This is a genomic window from Candidatus Bathyarchaeota archaeon, from assembly GCA_026014725.1.
In the GTDB taxonomy this organism is placed as follows: domain Archaea; phylum Thermoproteota; class Bathyarchaeia; order Bathyarchaeales; family Bathycorpusculaceae; genus Bathycorpusculum.
This window is the reverse complement of record JAOZHV010000022.1, coordinates 22,663-40,194: the sequence shown is the minus strand read 5'-3', so window position 1 is coordinate 40,194 and position 17,532 is coordinate 22,663. Positions and strand designations below refer to the sequence as shown.

The window sequence follows — 17,532 nt, the reverse complement described above, 5'->3', positions numbered from 1 at the left end:
GTTATACATTATCCTTAAGTAATACTTTCATTATTGTATAACTTTGGTGAGAGTATGACTGTGGAAGAAGTTGTAGTTACAAGAAAAGGACAAGTAACCATACCTGTTAAGATTAGAAGAAAATTCAACATAAGCGAAAACTCTAAAGTGCAAATCCTTGAGGAAGACGGCAAGATAGTCATAAAAAAGCAGCCGAGCTTTCTGGATTTAATAGGGAGCGGTGTGGGTAAAGCCACCGTTGAAGAAGTAAAGAAGATGCTTGATGAAATGAGGGCAGAAGATGACGAATAGGCGCCTCTATGACACCCGCTTCTTTGCAGAATCTTTTTATACATCTGACCAGCAATTAGCAAAAAAACTCAGGGAAGAGTTCAAATCAGTGAATGAACGGTTGGTGTCCTCGCTAACAATCCATGAGATATACCGAATCGTTTTAAGAAAGGAAGGCAAAACTGTTGCAACATTAAGAAGTAGCACTATTCAGAGAGACTTCCAAGTTATCGATGTTGATTACCAAATCGCCGTAAAGAGCGCCGAAATAAGAAGCAATCATCCGATGCCGATGGCTGACAGTGTTATTGCAGCAACCGCACAGCTTGAGGGATGCCCTCTTTTTTCAGATGACGCTCACTTTAAGCGCATTGAAAACCTCAAGACCGTCTGGTGCCCTCGCTAGAACCAGAGCTCTTTTGTTGTGCCTCTGTTAGTGTCTGCCCGATTTTTTTCCAGTGTGCGCCTTGCCAGAAGATTTGTCCACAGTTTTGGCACTTCCAGAACTTGTCATAGTGCTTGTACGTGTTTTTTTCTACTTCGCCAGCAACCTGCTCTTTGGTGACTGCTTCGAGTTTGCTGTTGCACACGGGACAATGCGACCTGTCCATGTCAATCTTTAACGGTACCCCGTAACGCTTGGAGATTTCTGCGAGCCGCTCTGATTCCGTTTTGCCCTCAACATAAAAGGCATCCAAACCTCTCGCGATGGCGCGTTTGTAGAGCTGGAAATCCTTCGTCAACAAAGCACGCTGTTCTGTTTTCGCCAACTCCAAAAGCTCACTGTCGCTAAACTTAGTAGAGTAGGTTACGTCTTGTCCAATCATCCTAAGCCAACGCGTCAACTTCCCCAGCATGCCATCGGCAAGAAACTTCACGCGGTGCCTCTCCGAACCACTCTGCCACTGCCTGCCTTAGCAACAATTTCGCCCTCGTCCATGACTAACTGCCCGTTCACGATGGTTTTCATTGGTTTGCCCCAGACTTCCCAGCCGTTGTAGGGCGAGAACTTGGCTTTAGACTTGAATTTGGAAGCGTAAATCTTGAATTGGCAGTTAAAATCAACAACGGTTAAGTCTGCGTTTTTGCCCTGCTCTAAACGTCCCAAATTTGTCAAGCCGAAGATTTCCGCGGGCTTCTCAGCCAAAAGCGAAACCACCTGAGACAGAGACAGCCGATTCTTCCTAACCATAGTCAACATCAACGGCAAAGTCGTTTCCAACCCGACAACGCCAACCTTCACGTCCCAAACGCTACTGGCTGACTTCTCGCTTTGAGCGTGGGGGGCATGGTCAGAACCCAAAGCGTCAACAGTGCCGTCCTCTAACCCGCGCCAGAGTGCGTCAACGTTGTCTTTGCTGCGGAGCGGTGGAGCCATAATCGCCATCTGCCCATAACGAGCGTAATCGTCACTTGACAGCATGAGGTGGTTTGGTGTAATCTCACAGGTTACTTGGCGACCTGATTTTTTTGCTTTAGCAATGGCTTCTAAGCCCTCTTTAGTTGACACATGACAAAAATGCAAGTGTGCGCCCGTCTCTGCACTCAATCTCAATAACCGTTCGACAGCTATCAACTCAGCAACCTCTGTGTGCGCCCTCAAGAAATCGGCAGTGCTGACTTTTTTGTTTCGCTTTAGCTGCTCCTCATTTGTCAAAAGCATCATTTTATCTTCAGCGTGAACAGCCACAAGCATCTTAGAACCAGCAACCGCCCTGAAACCTTCTTGCAAGGCACTATCGTCATCTATGTTCAATCCGCCAATTTGGCAACCCATAAACAGCTTAAACCCAATCGCGCCTTCCCCAACAATGTTCTGTACTTCACCCAAGTCCACTGGAAATTCCGAGTAAAACCCAACATTAACCAAAATCTTCCTCTGCGCCACCCGCTTGCGGTTCCGCAATGCCTCAGCGCTCATAGTGACAGGCTCATTATTTGGCATATCCAAAACCGTTGTGAAGCCACCAGCCGCAGCCGCAGCAGTTCCTGAAATGAAGTCTTCTTTGTAGGCTTTGCCCTCATCCCGCAGATGCACATGCTCATCAATCAACCCAGGCAAAACCAGGAGGTTGCGCAGGTCAGTTTTCTCGTCAGCTTTTGGCATCTGGGTTTCTTTGCCGATTTTATGAATTATGCCTTCGTTGATGGCTATGCAACAGTCAACAATTTGCCCGTTTAGGTACGCTTTGGCGTTGGTGAGGACAGAATCAACAATCAAGACAGGTCACAGCCTAGAAATAGCGCATGGTTTGTTAATTAAAGCTTTTTAAGCCAAAAAGAAATAGAGAAGATTCTTACTTTTCCTGTTCAAGTTCTATGCGGCATTCGTCACAGATGTTTTGCCCGTTGCGTTCTTTTAGGCTCTCAGAGTAAGCGTTGCAACGGTCACAGTAACCTGAAAGTGGAGCCTCCTCCGTCTCCTCGGTATGCGCCGCGCCTTCGATGCGCACGCGTTCCTGCATAATTTCAATCAACTCAGGCATAACGCCTAAAACGTCTTTGCTTGAAATTATCCCAACCAAGCTACCCTTATACATCACGCCAAGTCGTCTAATATCTAGTCGCGTCATTCTTCGCGCCGCATCACTTATCGTGGCATCAGGCTCAATGGTAACAAGCGGAGTAGTCATAATATCCTTCGCCTTCATAGTGTCAGGCCTCAAATTCTTAGCCACAACCCTGATGACGAGGTCACGCTCAGTTATAATTCCGATAGATTTTCCAGCCTTATTGGTGACGATTACGCAGCCTAAATCATCTTTCGCCATCATATCAGCCGCTTTATTTGCCGTTTCATCTTCATTAACAGTAAAGACTGGGCTACTCATCACGTCTTTCACGAGCATTTTAGTTCTCAAACCAATTTCAGACATCGCTTCGTTCACTCCGACAATTTAGACGAGCTACGCGTCAATGCAACAATAAAGTAGCGCATAATTTAAGAGTTGCTTAAAAAAAGACTCATACAACTTTTATTAGAAACCATGCGATTACCACCATAACCGAGAAGAACCACTTATGCTCAAAACAAACGCTGAAAAACTCATAAAAATCTCCGTCGTTGGCGAAGTTGCAAGCCCAACCATGCGTCAACCCTACAATGTCTCAGCAACAGGCAACCCAGTTGTGTTGCCGGGAGTAGGCGGCATAACCTACAACCTAAGAGTCGGTGACAAAGCATGCGGATGGGAAGCAGACCACGTTGAACCAGGCGTCAGCGTCGAAAACAAAGAAAACGACTCGCGCTCAGGTCAAGCCGCCAACACAGCCCTCAACGTGCTCTCATGCGTGGGCAACCAAGCGACCGTAGCCACAGGCGACGCGAAAGGAGCCAAAGGCGTAGTTACAGGCAAACATGGCGGAATCGAACATGTACTCGTAGACTTCCCGCCCGAAGTTTTAGACAAACTCCTGCCGGGCGACAAAATCCTCATAAAAGCCTATGGTACCGGACTCAAACTCTTGGATTTCCCAGGCATAAAAGTCCTAAACGCAGACCCAAAACTGCTAGAAGCCTGGAACCCCAAACCCAACGGCGACAAACTTGAAGTGCCAGTTACGCATGTTATTCCAGCAGCAATCATGGGCTCAGGTTTAGGCGCAAACCAAGTCAACTCAGGAGACTACGACATCCAACTTTTCGACCAAACCATCATTGACCAGTACGGATTGGAGAGTTTGCGTTTGGGCGATTTAGTAGCAATCATTGACGCTGACCACTCGTACGGCAGAATCTTCCGCCAAGGCGCAATCTCAGTAGGTGTTGTCGTGCATACGAACTGTGTCACGGCAGGTCACGGTCCAGGCGTAACAACATTGATGACTTCGCCTACAGGCAAGATTATTCCGCAGCTAAATGGAAAAGCAAACGTGGCTTCTCTGCTCAAGCTAAGAGCAGATATATAAGATAGTTTCATCCATAATTGACAGAAAACAAAAAGAGGGTCACAAGTAAGTGCCGTTTAAGCGAAAAAGCCGAGGAAGATCAAAAGGAAGCAAAGGAAGCAGTACGCTTGTTCAATGTGTAAACTGTGGGTCTATGGTGCCGCGTGATAAGGCAAAGAAATCCACCCGTCGGGTGTCGTTCGTTGAGCCTCAATTAGCCAAAGAACTGAGGCAAAAAGGCACATTTTTGGCTTCATGGGTTGACACAAAATACTACTGTATCTCATGCGCCGTTCACCGCGGCATAGTTAAAGTTAGAGCGGAAAACGAGCGCCACAACAAGTATAGGCGAAGACGCTACTAAGCTCTACGTTTCTTTCTTTAAGATTTTATAAACATGTAGCAGTCTCTGCACTACGGTCAGGTTTGCGAGAATCGCTATCAAGGCTATTCCATAAAGGAATGCTGGCATATAGAAATACGCAACTATGCTGGTAGCCGCTAGGATTAGCATACGTTCTGCCCGTTCAGCTAGACCAACTGACTCCATTTTTATTCCCGCCGCTTCAGCTCTTGCACGAGTATAACTCACAAGAACAGAACCTGAAAGCGCCGCTAAACCAATGAGAAGGGTCCAAAAATGGTTAAAGACGTCGTTGGTTAAACTAGCGATGATTATTCCAGAGAATACTAGTACATCAGCATACCTGTCGAGGACAGAATCAAAGAAACCTCCAAAAGCTGTTGTTTGCTTGAACGTTCGGGCAACTATGCCGTCTAAAGCATCACTAAAGCCAGAGGCAAGCAAAAAAAACGTAGCCAAGAGCAAAAGCCACGGTGACTGGGTGGACACCAAGGCATACGTGATGGCTGATGCTATAGCAAGAACAAAGCCGATTATGCTGATGCGGTTAGGCGTTAAGCCTAGTTTATGTGCGATTTTGGCTTCGGTTGTCAGCATTTGCTGGATTCTTTGTTTAAGTTTGGTTAGCACATGACCTGCCACTTGTAGGATGTTAAAGTCAATTACGGCTTAGCGGTAGAAAAGCCTTTCCAGTCCATAAACCGCCAAGTTGTTCAACAAGTCCCCCAAAGATGGTGGTTTTCAATGGACTTATAAGGAAGAACTGTTAATTATTTTGGAAGTAACGTTCCTGTTACACAGCAGAGCCGTAACTGTAGCGTTACACAAAGCAAACAACAAAAAAGGAGTAAAGAATATGGCTGAAAATGCAGATGTAATCTTCGTCGGAAACAAACCTCCAATGAGCTATGTTCTGGCAATCATAACAAGCCTCTCTTCAGGCAAACTGAATGAAATAACCTTAAAAGCAAGAGGCCAAGCAATCACCACCGCTGTCGACGTCGCCGAGATCGCAAGAAACCGCTTCATTAAAGACCTCAAAGTTAGCAAGATTGCTATTGGAACAGCAGAAATGCCGCCTCGCGAGGGAGAGAATAAGTCCAGAATGGTTTCCACGATGGAGATAACGCTGGTCAAAAAGTAAACTGAAACAACGCAGACAATAAAGACGAAACCCAAAGTTTATTTTTCTTTTATTTTTTAGCTCTCAAGGCTTTCGATGTTGTTGTGTTTTGCTTTCGGTTGCTTGTATCGCAAGGTTAAATAGCTGATTTTATTAGTAGAGAATTAGTTCCGTGTGACTAACATGTTAGATATCAAGCTTATCCGTGAAAACCCTGAACTGGTCAAATCTAATTTAGCTAAGCGCGGCAACCCTGAAGTTCTAGCCATGCTTGAAGAATTGATTGCTGCTGACAAGCAATGGCGTGCAAACCTAACCGCCCTAAACGATTTGCGCCACGATAGAAAGCAAGTAACCATAGAGATTGCCAAACTTAAAAAAGCAGGGAAAGAAGCCACTGCTGAACTCCAGAAAGCCCAAGAATGCGACAAGAAAATCACGTTGCTTGAAAAGCAGGTAACCGAGCAAGAAGCACAGACCCGCGATTATCTGATGCGGTTGCCAAACTTGCTGGATGATTCCGTTCCGCTGGGAACCGATTCAAGCGGCAATGTGGAAGTGAAAACATGGGGGACTATTCCACAGTTTAGTTTTCCAGTAAAAAACCACATTGATTTGGCGTTAGATTTAGATTTAATCGATATGGAGCGGGCAGGCAAAGTTTCTGGAGCAAGGTTCTTCTACCTTAAAAACGATGTAGCACGCTTAGACATGGCGTTGATGAGCTTTGCCATTGAGGAACTAACAAAGAAAGGCTACACTCCAACCATACCACCGTATTTGATGAAGCGCGAAGCATACGAAGGCGTAACTGCTCTGGCAGACTTCGCTGATGTGCTCTACAAGGTAGAAAACGAAGACCTCTACCTTATCGCAACCTCGGAGCACCCTATGGCAGCCATGCTCATGAACGAAACCCTCAAAGAAGCAGACATGCCCATCAAACTCGCAGGCATAAGCACTTGTTTCCGCAAAGAAGCAGGCGCACACGGCAAAGACACACGAGGCATATTCCGCACACACCAATTCAACAAAATAGAACAATTCATCTTCTGCAAACCTGAAGACTCAGCAAAACTCCATGAGGAACTTTTGCAAAACGCTGAGGAACTGCTCCAAAAAATCGGCTTACCGTACCGTGTAGTGAACGTTTGCACAGGAGACATAGGCACGGTTGCAGCCAAAAAATACGACATAGAAGCGTGGATGCCAGCCCAAAACGGTTACCGAGAAGTTGTCTCATGCAGCAACTGCACTGACTACCAAGCAAGGAGGCTTGGAGTTCGCTACCGAGAAAAAGAAGGCGCGCCGCCAAAAGGCTTTGTTCACACGCTTAATTCCACAGCCATTGCCACTGGCAGAACCATTGTAGCCATCTTGGAGAACAATCAGAATGAAGATGGAACCATAAATATACCTGAAGCGCTCAGAAAGTACATGGGGAACACAGAAAAAATCTGCCGAAAACGGTAAAGCTTTTAATATTCCCTTGAGAATGTTGTGGAACGTCTTGGAGAAATAAGCTTGTCTTCAAAAGTCAAGAAAAACGTTCGGGATAAATGGCGAGGAAAATCATGGTACATGGTGATTGCGCCATCATTCTTTGGTAACATAGAGTTAGGTTCCATTCCAGCTCAAGAAGAAAAACAATTAATCGGCAGAGTCGTAGAAGCCACATTATACGATATTACGGGAGACTTCTCTCATCACTATTTGAAAATGTTCTTCCAAATAAACGAGATTGATGGAAAAACTGCCAAGACCATGTTTAAAGGTCACGAATACTCACGGGACTACCTGCGAAGTCTTGTCAGAAGAAGAACCACAAAAGTGGATGGCTTGTTCAATCTTGTAACAAAAGATGGCTTTAAACTGCGAATTTCAGTTTCAGCCTTAACACTTTCAAGAATAAAAACCTCCCAAGAAAAAATGATTCGAGACATGATGGAGAAAATTATCCAAGACAAAGCCGCAATGCTCACACTTGACCAGTTCGTTCAAGAAATGGTTCTTGGAAAAATCGCTTCAGACATCTACAACCAAACAAAGCTTATTGCTCCTTTGAGGCATGTGGGTATAAGAAAATCAAAACTAATCATCCAAACAGTCTCAAAGCCGCAAGAGGCAGAAGTAGAAGCAACAGCTTAAGCACAAATTTTTTCCTTTTCTTATTTTTAATCGCAAACAGTTTTTAAAGAGATTAACCCCTAAAATATGCAGTTCTCAACAGTAAGCAAAGGAGCGCACAGGTTTTGACCACTAATGCAGCTGTTCATGAAAAAGGAACATTCACCATTCAAGACGTCATGAATAACATAAAAACAGACCCTAACTATCATCAAGCTGGTGCCATAGCGTTCTTCATCGGTATTGTGCGGGGAGAAACGCTCAACAGTGAAAGGGTTCAAAAGCTCAGCATAGAAGCTTATGAGGAAAAAGCAAACCAAGTTCTAACCCAAATAAGAAATGACTTGATGAAAAAGCACGGGATAGTTAACGTTCAAATTCACCATTTATTAGGCGAATTCCAAGTTGGAGATGACTTGGTTTACGTTGCAGTCGCTGGCGCTCATCGAACAGATGTTTTCCCAGTGCTACGGGAAGCAGTGGAGCGCTACAAAACTGAGGTCCCTGTTTTCAAGAAAGAATACATAATTGACGAACAAGGTGCAACATCAGGGTACTGGGTTTCAGAAAAAGAACACAACCACTAAACAGGGGTGCACACGCTTGATTACGGCACTAGCAGGCGGAGTTGGTGCAGCAAGATTCCTAACGGGGCTGGTGGAGCTTGTTAATGCGGAAGATTTGCGGATTATCGCTAATACTGGCGATGACATTGAACTTTTTGGCTTGCACATTTCGCCTGACATAGACATTGTCGCATACACTCTGGCGGGTATAGTTGACGAAGACAAAGGCTGGGGAATAAAAGAGGACACTTTCCACTGCCTTGAAATGCTAAAAAAACACGGCGCGGACACATGGTTTAATCTAGGTGACAAGGATTTAGCAACGCACATTTACCGAACTGAACGTTTAGCTAAAGGCTTTACCCTCTCGCAAGTAACAGACGAAATCTGCCACGCCTTAGGCTTGAAAGTAAAGATTTTGCCCATGAGCGATGACAAGTTTGAAACACGAATCAAAATCGCTGAAGGCACAGTGCATTTCGAAGAGTATTTTGTTAAAAGACAAGCCAAAGACGAGGTTTTAGGCGTCGAATTTGCTGGCGCCAAAGACGCAACAGCTTCAGCAGAAGTTTTAGACGCCATTTTAGATGCGGAAAAAGTTGTTATTTGCCCAAGCAACCCCATAGTTAGCATAGGGGCTATTCTTGCGGTTGACGGCATCAGAGATGCACTGAAAAGGACAAAGGCAAGAGTAGTTGGAGTCAGCCCAATTGTTGCTGGTGCTCCCATTAAGGGTCCTGCGGATAAATTGTTGCGTGGTTTGGGCTTGGATGTTTCCGCATATAGCGTTGCGAAGCTTTATGCAGATTTCCTCGACGTCTTTGTCATCGATGCCAAGGATGCGGGCGAGAAAAATAAGATTGAACTGCTTGGTCTGGATGTTAAAGTTACTAATACGATAATGAAGAGCTTGAGCGATAAGGTTTCACTGGCAAAAACCGTATTAGAAAGCTAAAAAGGTCTATAGAGAATAATTACTTCTCTATAAACTACTTTGATACCCTAAATAGGGAAGAAACAAAAATATTTTGTTTAGTGAACTGCCATGCAACCTAAAGAGAATAAAAAGAATCATGCAAAAGTCGAAGCGCCATGGTATTTCATTCGTGTATAATGGCATGTTAGTTAGTGGGGGAGTGCAAATATGAAGGAAAATCTGAAAGATGAAAAGGAAGAGGACACCAAGAGGGCTGATTTTCTGGATTGGCTCTTGACAATTGATGCTTTCTAAAGCAGAGAGGGAAACATGTGAACGTAAAGCAAGCGCTAAAGGTATCCTGCGAACACGGTACTAAGAGAAGGGTTATATTTGCAAGGTAGAATTATGTTATCAAACGGAGTTGGTGCTGGTGGAAAAAAGAAGTTATGACTGGTTTGAGCAACGCCGAAAAACCCGCGGTTTAGAACTTGCTCACGACCAGATTACAAAAGCTTTTGACACTGTAACGTGGTTGCATAAGGCAACCAAAAGTTTCGCAGAAAGAAACTATAAAGAGTCACAGAAATACATCGAAAACCTCTACAAAGCTGAAGAAGAAGTAGATGCTCTTCGCACGGACGTTTTCATGGAACTCTCAAAGGGCGCTGCGCTTGTGGCAGATTACCGCGAGGACCTGTTGCACCTTGTTAAACGGTTAGATACGCTGGCAGACCACACCAAAGATGCTGCGAGATGCCTTGAAATGCTCTCTGAAGCGGAAATTCCCCAAGAACTCTGCGACAAAACCGTCTTTATGACCTCTAAACTAGTCGAAACTGCTCAAACTTTGCGCGGGAGCATAGAAAAAATCTCATCAAACCCCAGTGAAGCCATCAGAGAAGCAAAGAGAGTCGGAGAAATCGAACATGCCATTGATGTTGAATACCTCAAATCAAAGAGCTTGTTCGTTAAATACGGTGCAGAGATAAACTGCGGTGCCATGGTAATCTTTGATGACCTCATAGAATTCATTGAGCAAGCAGCAGACATGTGCGCTGACACAGCAGACTACATCTTGGTGCTCTCAAGCAGAGAATAACAACCTTTTCTATTCCGCATTCCAAGACCTCTTTCATAATCTCTGTTTTACCTCTTTTTTGAATAATTTAAAATAGCAAACTAGAAGTCTTCTTTATGGAATGCTGATGAGAAAGCACAAGCTACTGCCACTACTTATTCTCTTGCTTGCTATTACACAATCATGCAGTCTGTTGGCATTGCCAAGCGCCAGCGCCTCCAGCGGCGAGTGGACGATGTTCCGCTACGACCTAAGCCGTACTGGTTACACGACTGGCAATGGTGCGGCGGCTTCGGTTAGGAAACTGTGGAATTTCAGCACCAGCGCATCAGTACTGTCTTCCCCCGCTGTATCGGACGGCAAAGTCGTCGTTGGCTGTAAGGATTGCAGACTTTACTGCCTCATCGCTTCGACCGGCGAGCAGTTGTGGAATTTTACGGCTGGGCACGAAGTGAATTCTTCGCCTGCCATCGATAACGGTTACGTCTATGTGGGCTCAGATGACGGTCGGGTTTACTGCATAGAATTAGCCACTGGTTCGCCTCGTTGGATTTCCAAAGTGGGAGGGGTTGTGCGGTCAAGCCCTGCAGTTGCGGATGGCTACGTGTTCATTGGTTCGGGAAGCCATGATTTGTTCTGTTTTAACGCTTCCACGGGAGATGTAGTTTGGACTTTTCCAACACGGTTCCGTGTGGATTCGTCGCCTGCCGTTGTAGATGGTGTAGTGTATTTTGCTTCGGATGACTTTTTCACTTACGCCATTAACGCCTCCACAGGCGAGGAAATATGGCACCAGCATACTGGAAGCAACATGAATTCGCCCTGTGTAGCTGATGGTTACCTCTACATAGGCTCATACGACAGCTACGTTTTCGCTTTGAACGCTTCCACTGGCGCAAAGATTTGGAGGTATCTGACGCGTGACTCAGTGACTTCTTCTGCCGCCGTCGCTTATGGGCGCGTTTACATTGGCTCACAAGACGGCAGTATCTATTGCTTAAACGCTACCAGCGGCGAGAAGTTGTGGGAGACTACAACGGGGTACTGGGTTTGGTCTTCGCCTGCTGTTTCGGACGGTAACGTGTTCGTGGGCTCTGAGGACTACAACATTTACTGTCTTGACGCCTTCACGGGGCAAGTGAAGTGGAAGTATCAAGTTGGGTGTTACGTGGATTCTTCTCCAACAATCGTTAACGGCATTCTGTACGTGGGCTCCCATGACTATCACGTCTACGCCTTAACACTGTCTGATTCAACCGTTGAACCCCCACCTGTGGAAGCCTCAGATGCCATAAAGACGAGCACGATTGTTTTTGACATTCTCGCCTGCGCTGTAGGGGCAGTGATTGCTTTTACAATCGCGTATTATGTTCGTTCAAGTAGAAAGAATAAGTTGAAAGTTGGAGCGCTAACTAGCCCCGAAAAGCAGTCTTGGTTTTCAGCACATTTAAATGCGCTCACTGTTTTGGTTCTTGTAATTTTCGCGGTTGCATTCTTCGCCAGCTTGGAAGCTGGACCATTATGGGCGGCTGACGAGAAAACGTACTCGCAAATGGCATACCACATGCTGAAAAGCGGCGATTACCTCTTGCCTTGGGCTTACGGTGAACCAGCAATTTGGACTGGTAAGCCGCCGATTCTCATGTGGCTGATGTCGCTTTCTTATCAAGCCTTTGGCGTAAACAATTATTCAACAAGACTCTGGAACCCCATGTTTGGAATTTTGTCGTTGGTTGTTGTGTTCTTTTTGGGCAAGAGGCTGTATAATGAGAAGGTTGGGTTTTTGTCGATTGTGGTTTTAGGCACTTTCATAACGTTTTTTGAGTTTGCAACACACGCCATGACTGATGGCCCTCTTTTGTTTTTTATGCTGGCAAGCATCTACTTTATGCTCCTGAGCGAAGAGAAAAATAGCAGCTACTTTGCCGCTTTAGGCGGGCTCTTCTTTGGACTGGCGTTGATGACTAAGCAGATTCAAGCGCTACTAATACCTCTAATCATCATCGCTTACTTCGTCGCCACGAAAAAAAGCATCAGGTTCATCTTCACAAAGAGTTTTACGCTTTTCTGGGTAGTCCCAGTTCTTGTCTGCTTCCCCTACGTGCTCTACATGACCATGCGCTTTAGAGACTTCTGGGACTGTTACCTCATCTACTGCGTCGTTGAACGCGCCACCACCCCCATTGAGGGACACGCTGGAAGCCCCCTCTTCTACATCAACTATCTGCTCACAGGCGAAAACCTTCTCTGGGTCGCGCTGTTGCCGTTCTCAGTCGTGCTGTGCGGTTTCAACGCTTTCTTTAAGCGCCACAAAAGCGACATTTTGGTTTTGGCTTGGATGGCGATTGTGCTTGTCTTGTTTTCGGTTGCTCAAACCAAACTGTACTGGTACATCCTGCCAGCGTTGCCAGCGTTTGCCTTTGCCATAAGCAACTTCATCTATCAAGCCTCACAGAAACTGCAACTTCGGTTCAACACTCACCCTAAAGGCGGCTAAAAGCTTGGCACTTAAGCCTTGGTACCAACTACAGTGTTCCAAACGGAATCGGGCTTCTTGAACACTTTAACTTCGGCAAATTTGGCGGAAGCCAGCAAGTTCTCAATTTCTTGCAGGGAAAGAAGGCGCACACCACACTTTTTAACTGTTTCAGCGTTCTCAACCTCATATTTACCGTCCTTAACCATTTCACTAACAATAAGCAGTTTTCCATTTGGCTTTAGGGCGCGCCTAATTTCTTGAAAAGCAGTTTGGACGTTTGACCAGAAATAGTACGTTTCAATCGCTGTAACTAAATCAAAGAAGTCATTTGGGAAACACAACTTCTCCACTGATGCTTGAGTCAGCCCGATGCGCCCTTCCTTGACCAGTTGCAGGTTTTGCTCTTTGGAGTATTTGACCATGTCTTTAGAGTAGTCAATGCCGAGTACCAAACCTCGAGACGCCTGCCGCGCCAGTTTGCCAATGGTTCTCCCTCCACCGCAACCAACATCTAAAACGACAAAATCAGGTTTAATCTGGATGTGACTCAACCCCCAATTTGAGAGGGCATCATGGTCCTGATTCATCAGCGCGGCAACAGCTCTTCCTTGAACACCAGTTGGGCACCTAAATTGACCCATGAAAGTATCGTCTTTGTCCGAAATTCCCATGGAAATAAATAAGCACAACGGAAACTAAAAAACGTTGTAAACTTCAACTCCACAACCAGTCTGCAACCCAAACTAAACGCAGACGCCAAAACCGACAAAGCCACAAAGCCCCCATAGAAGAAGATGAATAAGGGCACTCATCTCTTCTTCTAATACTAAAAAAACAATCATGCACTAAGACGATGGGTGGCGGGTCCGCTGGGATTTGAACCCAGGATTCTCGGCTCCGGAGGCCGATGCCTTAATCCGTGCTAGACTACGGACCCATGCGGCTACAAACAAACCTTGCCTATTGATTTAAAGCTAACCTTGCCCTTATTCTTGGATTAACTCTTCGTCTATCCACCAAGCCTTCTTCTTGCCTGACTTCTCGCCAGCGTAGTATTCGACTATTGATTTTCCCACTTGCTTTTTGCTGTTCTTTTGGATTTTTCGAAGCCTGTTTAGGACAAGCCAACGGTTGGTTTTCGCGTAATCCGCCAGTTCAGGAGTCGTCGCCGACTTGTAATGAAGCAAGTACTCCATTATCTTATGGTCAAGCTCATCAATGCAGAAGCTATGCGGGTTGATTTTGCCATGCTGGAAAGTGAGAATTTCTAAATCTGCGAGGTATTTTCTTATTTGACCAAATTCCTGCTCGATTCGGCTCATTCGTTCTTCTAGCGCTAAGAGTTTGTCTGATTTAGGTGTTTTTTGGAGTTTTTCGCTTATGGCTTCTCTTATGAAGGTGCTTCGGTCACCCTCTGGTATGCGCAAGCACAGTTCTTGGTAGACTGCTTCAGGGATTTTTACGGTGATTGTGCGGATTTCACTCAAGGCTTGTGACTCCTCGGTAGAGTGATATTTGTTTTAGTGTATTTCATTTTTTCCATACCGCTAAACGTGGATTTGTGAAAAACTTAAATGCGTTGGTTTCCTCGATTTAAATGGGGTTGTGTGTGAGCAAAGTCACGATCTCTCTGATTAAATGTGATGTCGGCTCACTGGCTGGTCATCATATTGTTCCTAAACCTCTTTTTGATATAGCTGAACAAAACCTAAAAAAAGCCCAAGACGAAGGCTTAATCAACAACTTTTTTGTTTTCAACGCAGGCGACGACCTTGAACTGTTGATGGCTCATGAACTGGGCGAACAAAACAGTGAAATTCACAAGCTCGCTTGGGAGACCTTTAAAAAAGCAGCAAACAAAGCCCTACAACTCAAGCTTTACGCTGCAGGGCAAGACCTCCTAAAAAACGCATTCAGCGGCAACGTTCGCGGCATGGGACCCGGCGTGGCTGAGATGGAGTTTGAGGAGCGTGCATCTGACCCCATTGTTGTTTTTGCTGCTGACAAGACTTCTGCGGGGTCTTTTAATTATCCGCTTTTCCGAATGTTCGCTGACCCTATGAACACGGCTGGCTTAGTTATTGACCCAAACATGCTTTGTGGTTTCAAGTTTGAAGTCATTGACACAGTGGAGAACAAGTGTGCTGTTCTTCAATGCCCAGCAGAAATGTACGAGTTGCTGTCTCTTATTGGAACAGTGGGGCGATATGCAATTTCTAGAGTTTGGCGTGCAAGTGACGATTTAATCTGTGCTTCAAGCAGTGTGTCTAAGCTTTCGCTGATTGCTGGCAAATACGTCGGAAAAGACGACCCAGTCATGATGGCTCGCGCTCAACATGGACTTCCTGCGGTCGGTGAGATTTTAGCGCCTTTCATGCATAGCTACTTTGTTCAGGGCTGGATGCGTGGAAGCCATTGGGGGCCACTAATGCCCGTGGGGTTAAAAGCGTCCAAGTGCACAGCGTTTGATGGACCTCCGCGGATTGTTGCTTTAGGTCTGCAGATAGCTAACGGCAAAATTGCCAGTGACGATGACGGAAAACCCATGATTGCTGATTTGTTTGATGACCCAGCGTTCTCTATTGCGAGACGTGAAGCCATAAACAACGGTAACATGTTGCGTAGGATGGGTGAGTTTGAGCCTGCGCGCTTGAGTGCGGAAGACATGGAGTACACTACCATTCAGACGGTCCTAGAAAAAATGGAAAAACGCTTCACACCATTAAGCCAAAGCTAACTATTCTGGCGGCACAGGCTGCTCAGCTAACTTTGCCAAATCAAGATACCGTTGCTCAACAATTTGCTGGAGTTGCCGTCGCAGTTCTTCTCCGCTCTTATTTTTCTGTTTTAAGAGTGCTGTTTTCTTCGCTAATTCCTCATCGCCAAGTCCTTTAAACCAAGCTTCGAAATCGCCGCGTTGAGTGTGGAATTCTATGGATGCTATTTCAGCTCTCTCAATTTTATTCGCAAAATCTCTCAAGGTGTGTGCATGGAGATTTATAGGTTTGTCAACTGAAACGTAAAAGTTGAATGCCTTGTCGTGCGGTGCATAAGATAGTATTGCTTCAGCCATTTCTTTGGTGGTTTCTGGTATGCCGAGGGCTTGTTTGCCTTTTTCAGTTATAATGTATTGCCCTTTCTGCGGTGAAGTGACGTATCCCATGCGTGAAAGCCCTAAAAGGTGCATCATGATTGGCTTAAAATCCTTCTGCAACTGATTTGCAATTACGGTAGCTTTCTCTGGCTTTTCGTTGAGAAGCATGGTTTCCAGTATTTCTTTTTTAATAGGTGATAAACTCATATTCTCGGCACCTTACCCTTAGTGCTATGTAGAACGGTCTAATCAAACTTTTCCTTTAAACCAACACTCTTAAGATAGTTTAATACTCAACACTTACTCAAGCTAAGTAAAGCTTTTGTACCAAGATTCCTAATGCTAAATGACAAATGGTGACTGTTAAGACATGAAAATTGCTGTTTTTGTCTACGAATATCCTCCCAAAATTGTTGGCGGACTTGGAACTTATGCTGCTGAAATAACACGCAAGTTCGTATTAAATGACCACGACGTAACAGTATTCACAATGAATAATGATGAGGGTTCTCTGCCAACAAGGGAAATCTGGCGCGGCATAGAAGTTCACAGACCCCTCCACATTGACATATCCGATTCTCTGCCAGATGTTATTGCTGAAGACATAAGAAAATGGGGCAGAGGAATACACTTGTTCGGTAACCTTATGGTTTACAATTACTTGTCTGCAGCAAAACTCATCAATGAACTGATTAAGAAAGAAGGCATGAAGTACGACATTGTCGTAGCACATGATTGGCTCTCCGCCATGGGCGGCATAACTGTGAAACGCGAAACAGGTCTGCCTTTTGCTTTCCATGTGCACTCAACCGAGAAAGGCAGAACGCTCGGAAATGGCTCAGGCGTTGTCAGCAACATCGAGTTGCGCGCTGGCAATATGGCTGACTTAATTGTAACAGTCTCGTATGCCATGAAAGACGAGCTTGTTCAGCTTGGTTTTCCAAGAGAAAAGATTCAAGTTGCCTACAACGGAGTTGACCCAGAAAAGTACAATCCCCAAAACGTTTCCCGCGACGACATCAAGAGGGTGAGAGCAAAATACGGCCTTAAAGATGACGAATACATGATTCTGTTTCTAGGCAGACTCGTCGGCGTTAAAGGCGTTGACAAATTAATTATGGCTATGCCCCACATACTGGCAAAGATTCCGAAGGCAAAACTTGTAATTGTAGGAGTTGGCGACCTCCAAGAGTACCTTGGTAATTTAACTCGAACCATAAAGTTAGACGAATACGTGAAATTCTGTTTCGACTTCATCCCCGAAGAAGAGCGCATACTGCATTATGCCGCATGCGACATAGCAGTTTTCCCCAGCTACTACGAACCATTCGGCATCGTTGCACTCGAAGCCATGGCTATGGAAAAACCAGTCGTGGTGGGCGCTGCTGGAGTCAGTGGCATGCGTGAAATAGTGATTTGCTGTGGTCCAGAACAATGCGGCTACCACATAGACCCAAACAACCCCTCAGACATCGCATGGGGCGTCATCAGTGCTTTAGAGAGCCCTGAAAATAGCCGAATGCTCGGCAAGAACGGCAGAAAGCGTGTCTTAGCAGAGTTTACTTGGAGCAAAATCGCTCAAAAAACCGTGAACCTTTACGAAACGATAGTGAAACGGTGAATT

At 45.4% G+C, this 17,532-nt stretch carries 20 protein-coding genes and 1 tRNA gene; 13 read left to right on the top strand and 8 right to left on the bottom strand.

Annotated features, from left to right (window positions below; all coding sequences use genetic code 11):
- Nucleotides 1-54: 54 nt before the first annotated feature.
- Both NWE95_02660 and NWE95_02655 read left to right on the top strand, forming a co-directional pair.
- Entirely contained in the window at nt 55-291 is a 237-nt protein-coding gene (locus tag NWE95_02660) for an AbrB/MazE/SpoVT family DNA-binding domain-containing protein (protein ID MCW4002796.1), read from the top strand.
- A complete protein-coding gene (locus NWE95_02655; GenBank protein MCW4002795.1) occupies nt 281-676 on the top strand; it encodes a PIN domain-containing protein in 396 nt (131 codons plus the stop codon). The genes NWE95_02660 and NWE95_02655 overlap by 11 nt, the downstream gene beginning before the upstream one ends.
- Here NWE95_02655 and NWE95_02650 read toward each other — a convergent pair.
- The 3 genes from NWE95_02650 to NWE95_02640 all read right to left on the bottom strand — a co-directional run bounded on the left by NWE95_02650 (nt 651) and on the right by NWE95_02640 (nt 3,146).
- The gene (locus tag NWE95_02650; GenBank protein MCW4002794.1) at nt 651-1,148 is read right to left on the bottom strand and encodes a Mut7-C RNAse domain-containing protein; all 498 of its coding nucleotides are present in this window, start codon (nt 1,146-1,148) and stop codon (nt 651-653) included. The genes NWE95_02655 and NWE95_02650 overlap by 26 nt on opposite strands.
- Nucleotides 1,145-2,491 (bottom strand): dihydroorotase family protein, encoded by a 1,347-nt coding sequence (locus tag NWE95_02645; protein MCW4002793.1) that lies wholly within the window; start codon nt 2,489-2,491, stop codon nt 1,145-1,147. The genes NWE95_02650 and NWE95_02645 overlap by 4 nt, the downstream gene beginning before the upstream one ends.
- A 76-nt stretch (nt 2,492-2,567) precedes the next feature.
- Nucleotides 2,568-3,146: a CBS domain-containing protein gene (locus tag NWE95_02640; GenBank protein MCW4002792.1), complete on the bottom strand. Its 579-nt coding sequence runs from the start codon at nt 3,144-3,146 to the stop codon at nt 2,568-2,570.
- A 145-nt stretch (nt 3,147-3,291) separates the two neighbouring features.
- Between NWE95_02640 and NWE95_02635 the strand changes: the two genes are divergently transcribed.
- Together NWE95_02635 and NWE95_02630 are read left to right on the top strand one after the other, a co-directional pair.
- Complete coding sequence (locus NWE95_02635; GenBank protein ID MCW4002791.1) at nt 3,292-4,179, top strand: DUF4438 domain-containing protein; 888 nt, start codon at nt 3,292-3,294, stop codon at nt 4,177-4,179.
- Nucleotides 4,180-4,228: 49 nt separating this feature from the next.
- Nucleotides 4,229-4,522 carry a 30S ribosomal protein S26e gene (locus NWE95_02630; protein MCW4002790.1) on the top strand — a complete coding sequence of 98 codons (294 nt, stop codon included), beginning with the start codon at nt 4,229-4,231 and terminating at the stop codon, nt 4,520-4,522.
- 3 nt (nt 4,523-4,525) lie between these two features.
- Here NWE95_02630 and NWE95_02625 read toward each other — a convergent pair whose 3' ends face one another.
- On the bottom strand, nt 4,526-5,152 hold the full coding sequence (locus NWE95_02625; GenBank protein ID MCW4002789.1) for a CDP-alcohol phosphatidyltransferase family protein: 627 nt from the start codon (nt 5,150-5,152) through the stop codon (nt 4,526-4,528).
- 226 nt (nt 5,153-5,378) lie between these two features.
- Between NWE95_02625 and albA the strand changes: the two genes are divergently transcribed.
- The 7 genes from albA (at nt 5,379) to NWE95_02590 (ending at nt 12,832) form a co-directional block, all read left to right on the top strand.
- Nucleotides 5,379-5,666 (top strand): DNA-binding protein Alba, encoded by a 288-nt coding sequence (gene albA, locus NWE95_02620; protein ID MCW4002788.1) that lies wholly within the window; start codon nt 5,379-5,381, stop codon nt 5,664-5,666.
- Between the two features lie 162 nt (nt 5,667-5,828).
- Complete coding sequence (serS, locus tag NWE95_02615) at nt 5,829-7,118, top strand: serine--tRNA ligase (GenBank protein ID MCW4002787.1); 1,290 nt, start codon at nt 5,829-5,831, stop codon at nt 7,116-7,118.
- 51 nt (nt 7,119-7,169) lie between these two features.
- Nucleotides 7,170-7,793 (top strand): 30S ribosomal protein S3ae, encoded by a 624-nt coding sequence (locus tag NWE95_02610; protein MCW4002786.1) that lies wholly within the window; start codon nt 7,170-7,172, stop codon nt 7,791-7,793.
- A 104-nt stretch (nt 7,794-7,897) separates the two neighbouring features.
- Nucleotides 7,898-8,359: a molybdenum cofactor biosynthesis protein MoaE gene (locus tag NWE95_02605; protein ID MCW4002785.1), complete on the top strand. Its 462-nt coding sequence runs from the start codon at nt 7,898-7,900 to the stop codon at nt 8,357-8,359.
- A gap of 16 nt (nt 8,360-8,375) precedes the next feature.
- Nucleotides 8,376-9,293: a 2-phospho-L-lactate transferase gene (gene cofD, locus NWE95_02600; protein MCW4002784.1), complete on the top strand. Its 918-nt coding sequence runs from the start codon at nt 8,376-8,378 to the stop codon at nt 9,291-9,293.
- Nucleotides 9,294-9,687: 394 nt separating this feature from the next.
- Nucleotides 9,688-10,356, top strand: a complete 669-nt coding sequence (locus tag NWE95_02595) for a DUF47 domain-containing protein (GenBank protein MCW4002783.1) — start codon at nt 9,688-9,690, stop codon at nt 10,354-10,356.
- A 106-nt stretch (nt 10,357-10,462) separates the two neighbouring features.
- Nucleotides 10,463-12,832: a PQQ-binding-like beta-propeller repeat protein gene (locus NWE95_02590; protein ID MCW4002782.1), complete on the top strand. Its 2,370-nt coding sequence runs from the start codon at nt 10,463-10,465 to the stop codon at nt 12,830-12,832.
- Nucleotides 12,833-12,843: 11 nt separating this feature from the next.
- On the opposite strand, the gene NWE95_02585 is transcribed toward NWE95_02590, so the two are convergent.
- The 3 genes from NWE95_02585 to NWE95_02575 all read right to left on the bottom strand — a co-directional run bounded on the left by NWE95_02585 (nt 12,844) and on the right by NWE95_02575 (nt 14,301).
- On the bottom strand, nt 12,844-13,485 hold the full coding sequence (locus tag NWE95_02585) for a class I SAM-dependent methyltransferase (GenBank protein ID MCW4002781.1): 642 nt from the start codon (nt 13,483-13,485) through the stop codon (nt 12,844-12,846).
- Nucleotides 13,486-13,672: 187 nt separating this feature from the next.
- Nucleotides 13,673-13,751: transfer RNA gene (locus NWE95_02580), tRNA-Arg, on the bottom strand.
- 49 nt (nt 13,752-13,800) lie between these two features.
- Complete coding sequence (locus NWE95_02575) at nt 13,801-14,301, bottom strand: hypothetical protein (GenBank protein MCW4002780.1); 501 nt, start codon at nt 14,299-14,301, stop codon at nt 13,801-13,803.
- Nucleotides 14,302-14,423: 122 nt separating this feature from the next.
- Between NWE95_02575 and NWE95_02570 the strand changes: the two genes are divergently transcribed.
- A complete protein-coding gene (locus NWE95_02570; GenBank protein MCW4002779.1) occupies nt 14,424-15,551 on the top strand; it encodes a fructose-1,6-bisphosphatase in 1,128 nt (375 codons plus the stop codon).
- On the opposite strand, the gene NWE95_02565 is transcribed toward NWE95_02570, so the two are convergent.
- Nucleotides 15,552-16,115: a DUF5752 family protein gene (locus tag NWE95_02565; GenBank protein MCW4002778.1), complete on the bottom strand. Its 564-nt coding sequence runs from the start codon at nt 16,113-16,115 to the stop codon at nt 15,552-15,554.
- Between the two features lie 163 nt (nt 16,116-16,278).
- Between NWE95_02565 and NWE95_02560 the strand changes: the two genes are divergently transcribed.
- A complete protein-coding gene (locus NWE95_02560) occupies nt 16,279-17,529 on the top strand; it encodes a glycosyltransferase family 4 protein (GenBank protein MCW4002777.1) in 1,251 nt (416 codons plus the stop codon).
- Nucleotides 17,530-17,532: the final 3 nt, after the last annotated feature.

Excerpts from the sequence above, each read along its gene's own strand:
- NWE95_02640 (MCW4002792.1), bottom strand. The coding sequence starts at position 3,146 with ATGTCTGAAATTGGTTTGAGAACTAAAATGCTCGTGAAAGACGTGATG.
- NWE95_02635 (MCW4002791.1), top strand. The coding sequence starts at position 3,292 with ATGCTCAAAACAAACGCTGAAAAACTCATAAAAATCTCCGTCGTTGGC.
- albA (MCW4002788.1), top strand. The coding sequence starts at position 5,379 with ATGGCTGAAAATGCAGATGTAATCTTCGTCGGAAACAAACCTCCAATG.
- NWE95_02565 (MCW4002778.1), bottom strand. The coding sequence starts at position 16,115 with ATGAGTTTATCACCTATTAAAAAAGAAATACTGGAAACCATGCTTCTC.
- NWE95_02660 (MCW4002796.1), top strand. The coding sequence starts at position 55 with ATGACTGTGGAAGAAGTTGTAGTTACAAGAAAAGGACAAGTAACCATA.
- NWE95_02585 (MCW4002781.1), bottom strand. The coding sequence starts at position 13,485 with ATGGGAATTTCGGACAAAGACGATACTTTCATGGGTCAATTTAGGTGC.
- NWE95_02655 (MCW4002795.1), top strand. The coding sequence starts at position 281 with ATGACGAATAGGCGCCTCTATGACACCCGCTTCTTTGCAGAATCTTTT.
- NWE95_02560 (MCW4002777.1), top strand. The coding sequence starts at position 16,279 with ATGAAAATTGCTGTTTTTGTCTACGAATATCCTCCCAAAATTGTTGGC.
- NWE95_02590 (MCW4002782.1), top strand. The coding sequence starts at position 10,463 with ATGAGAAAGCACAAGCTACTGCCACTACTTATTCTCTTGCTTGCTATT.
- serS (MCW4002787.1), top strand. The coding sequence starts at position 5,829 with ATGTTAGATATCAAGCTTATCCGTGAAAACCCTGAACTGGTCAAATCT.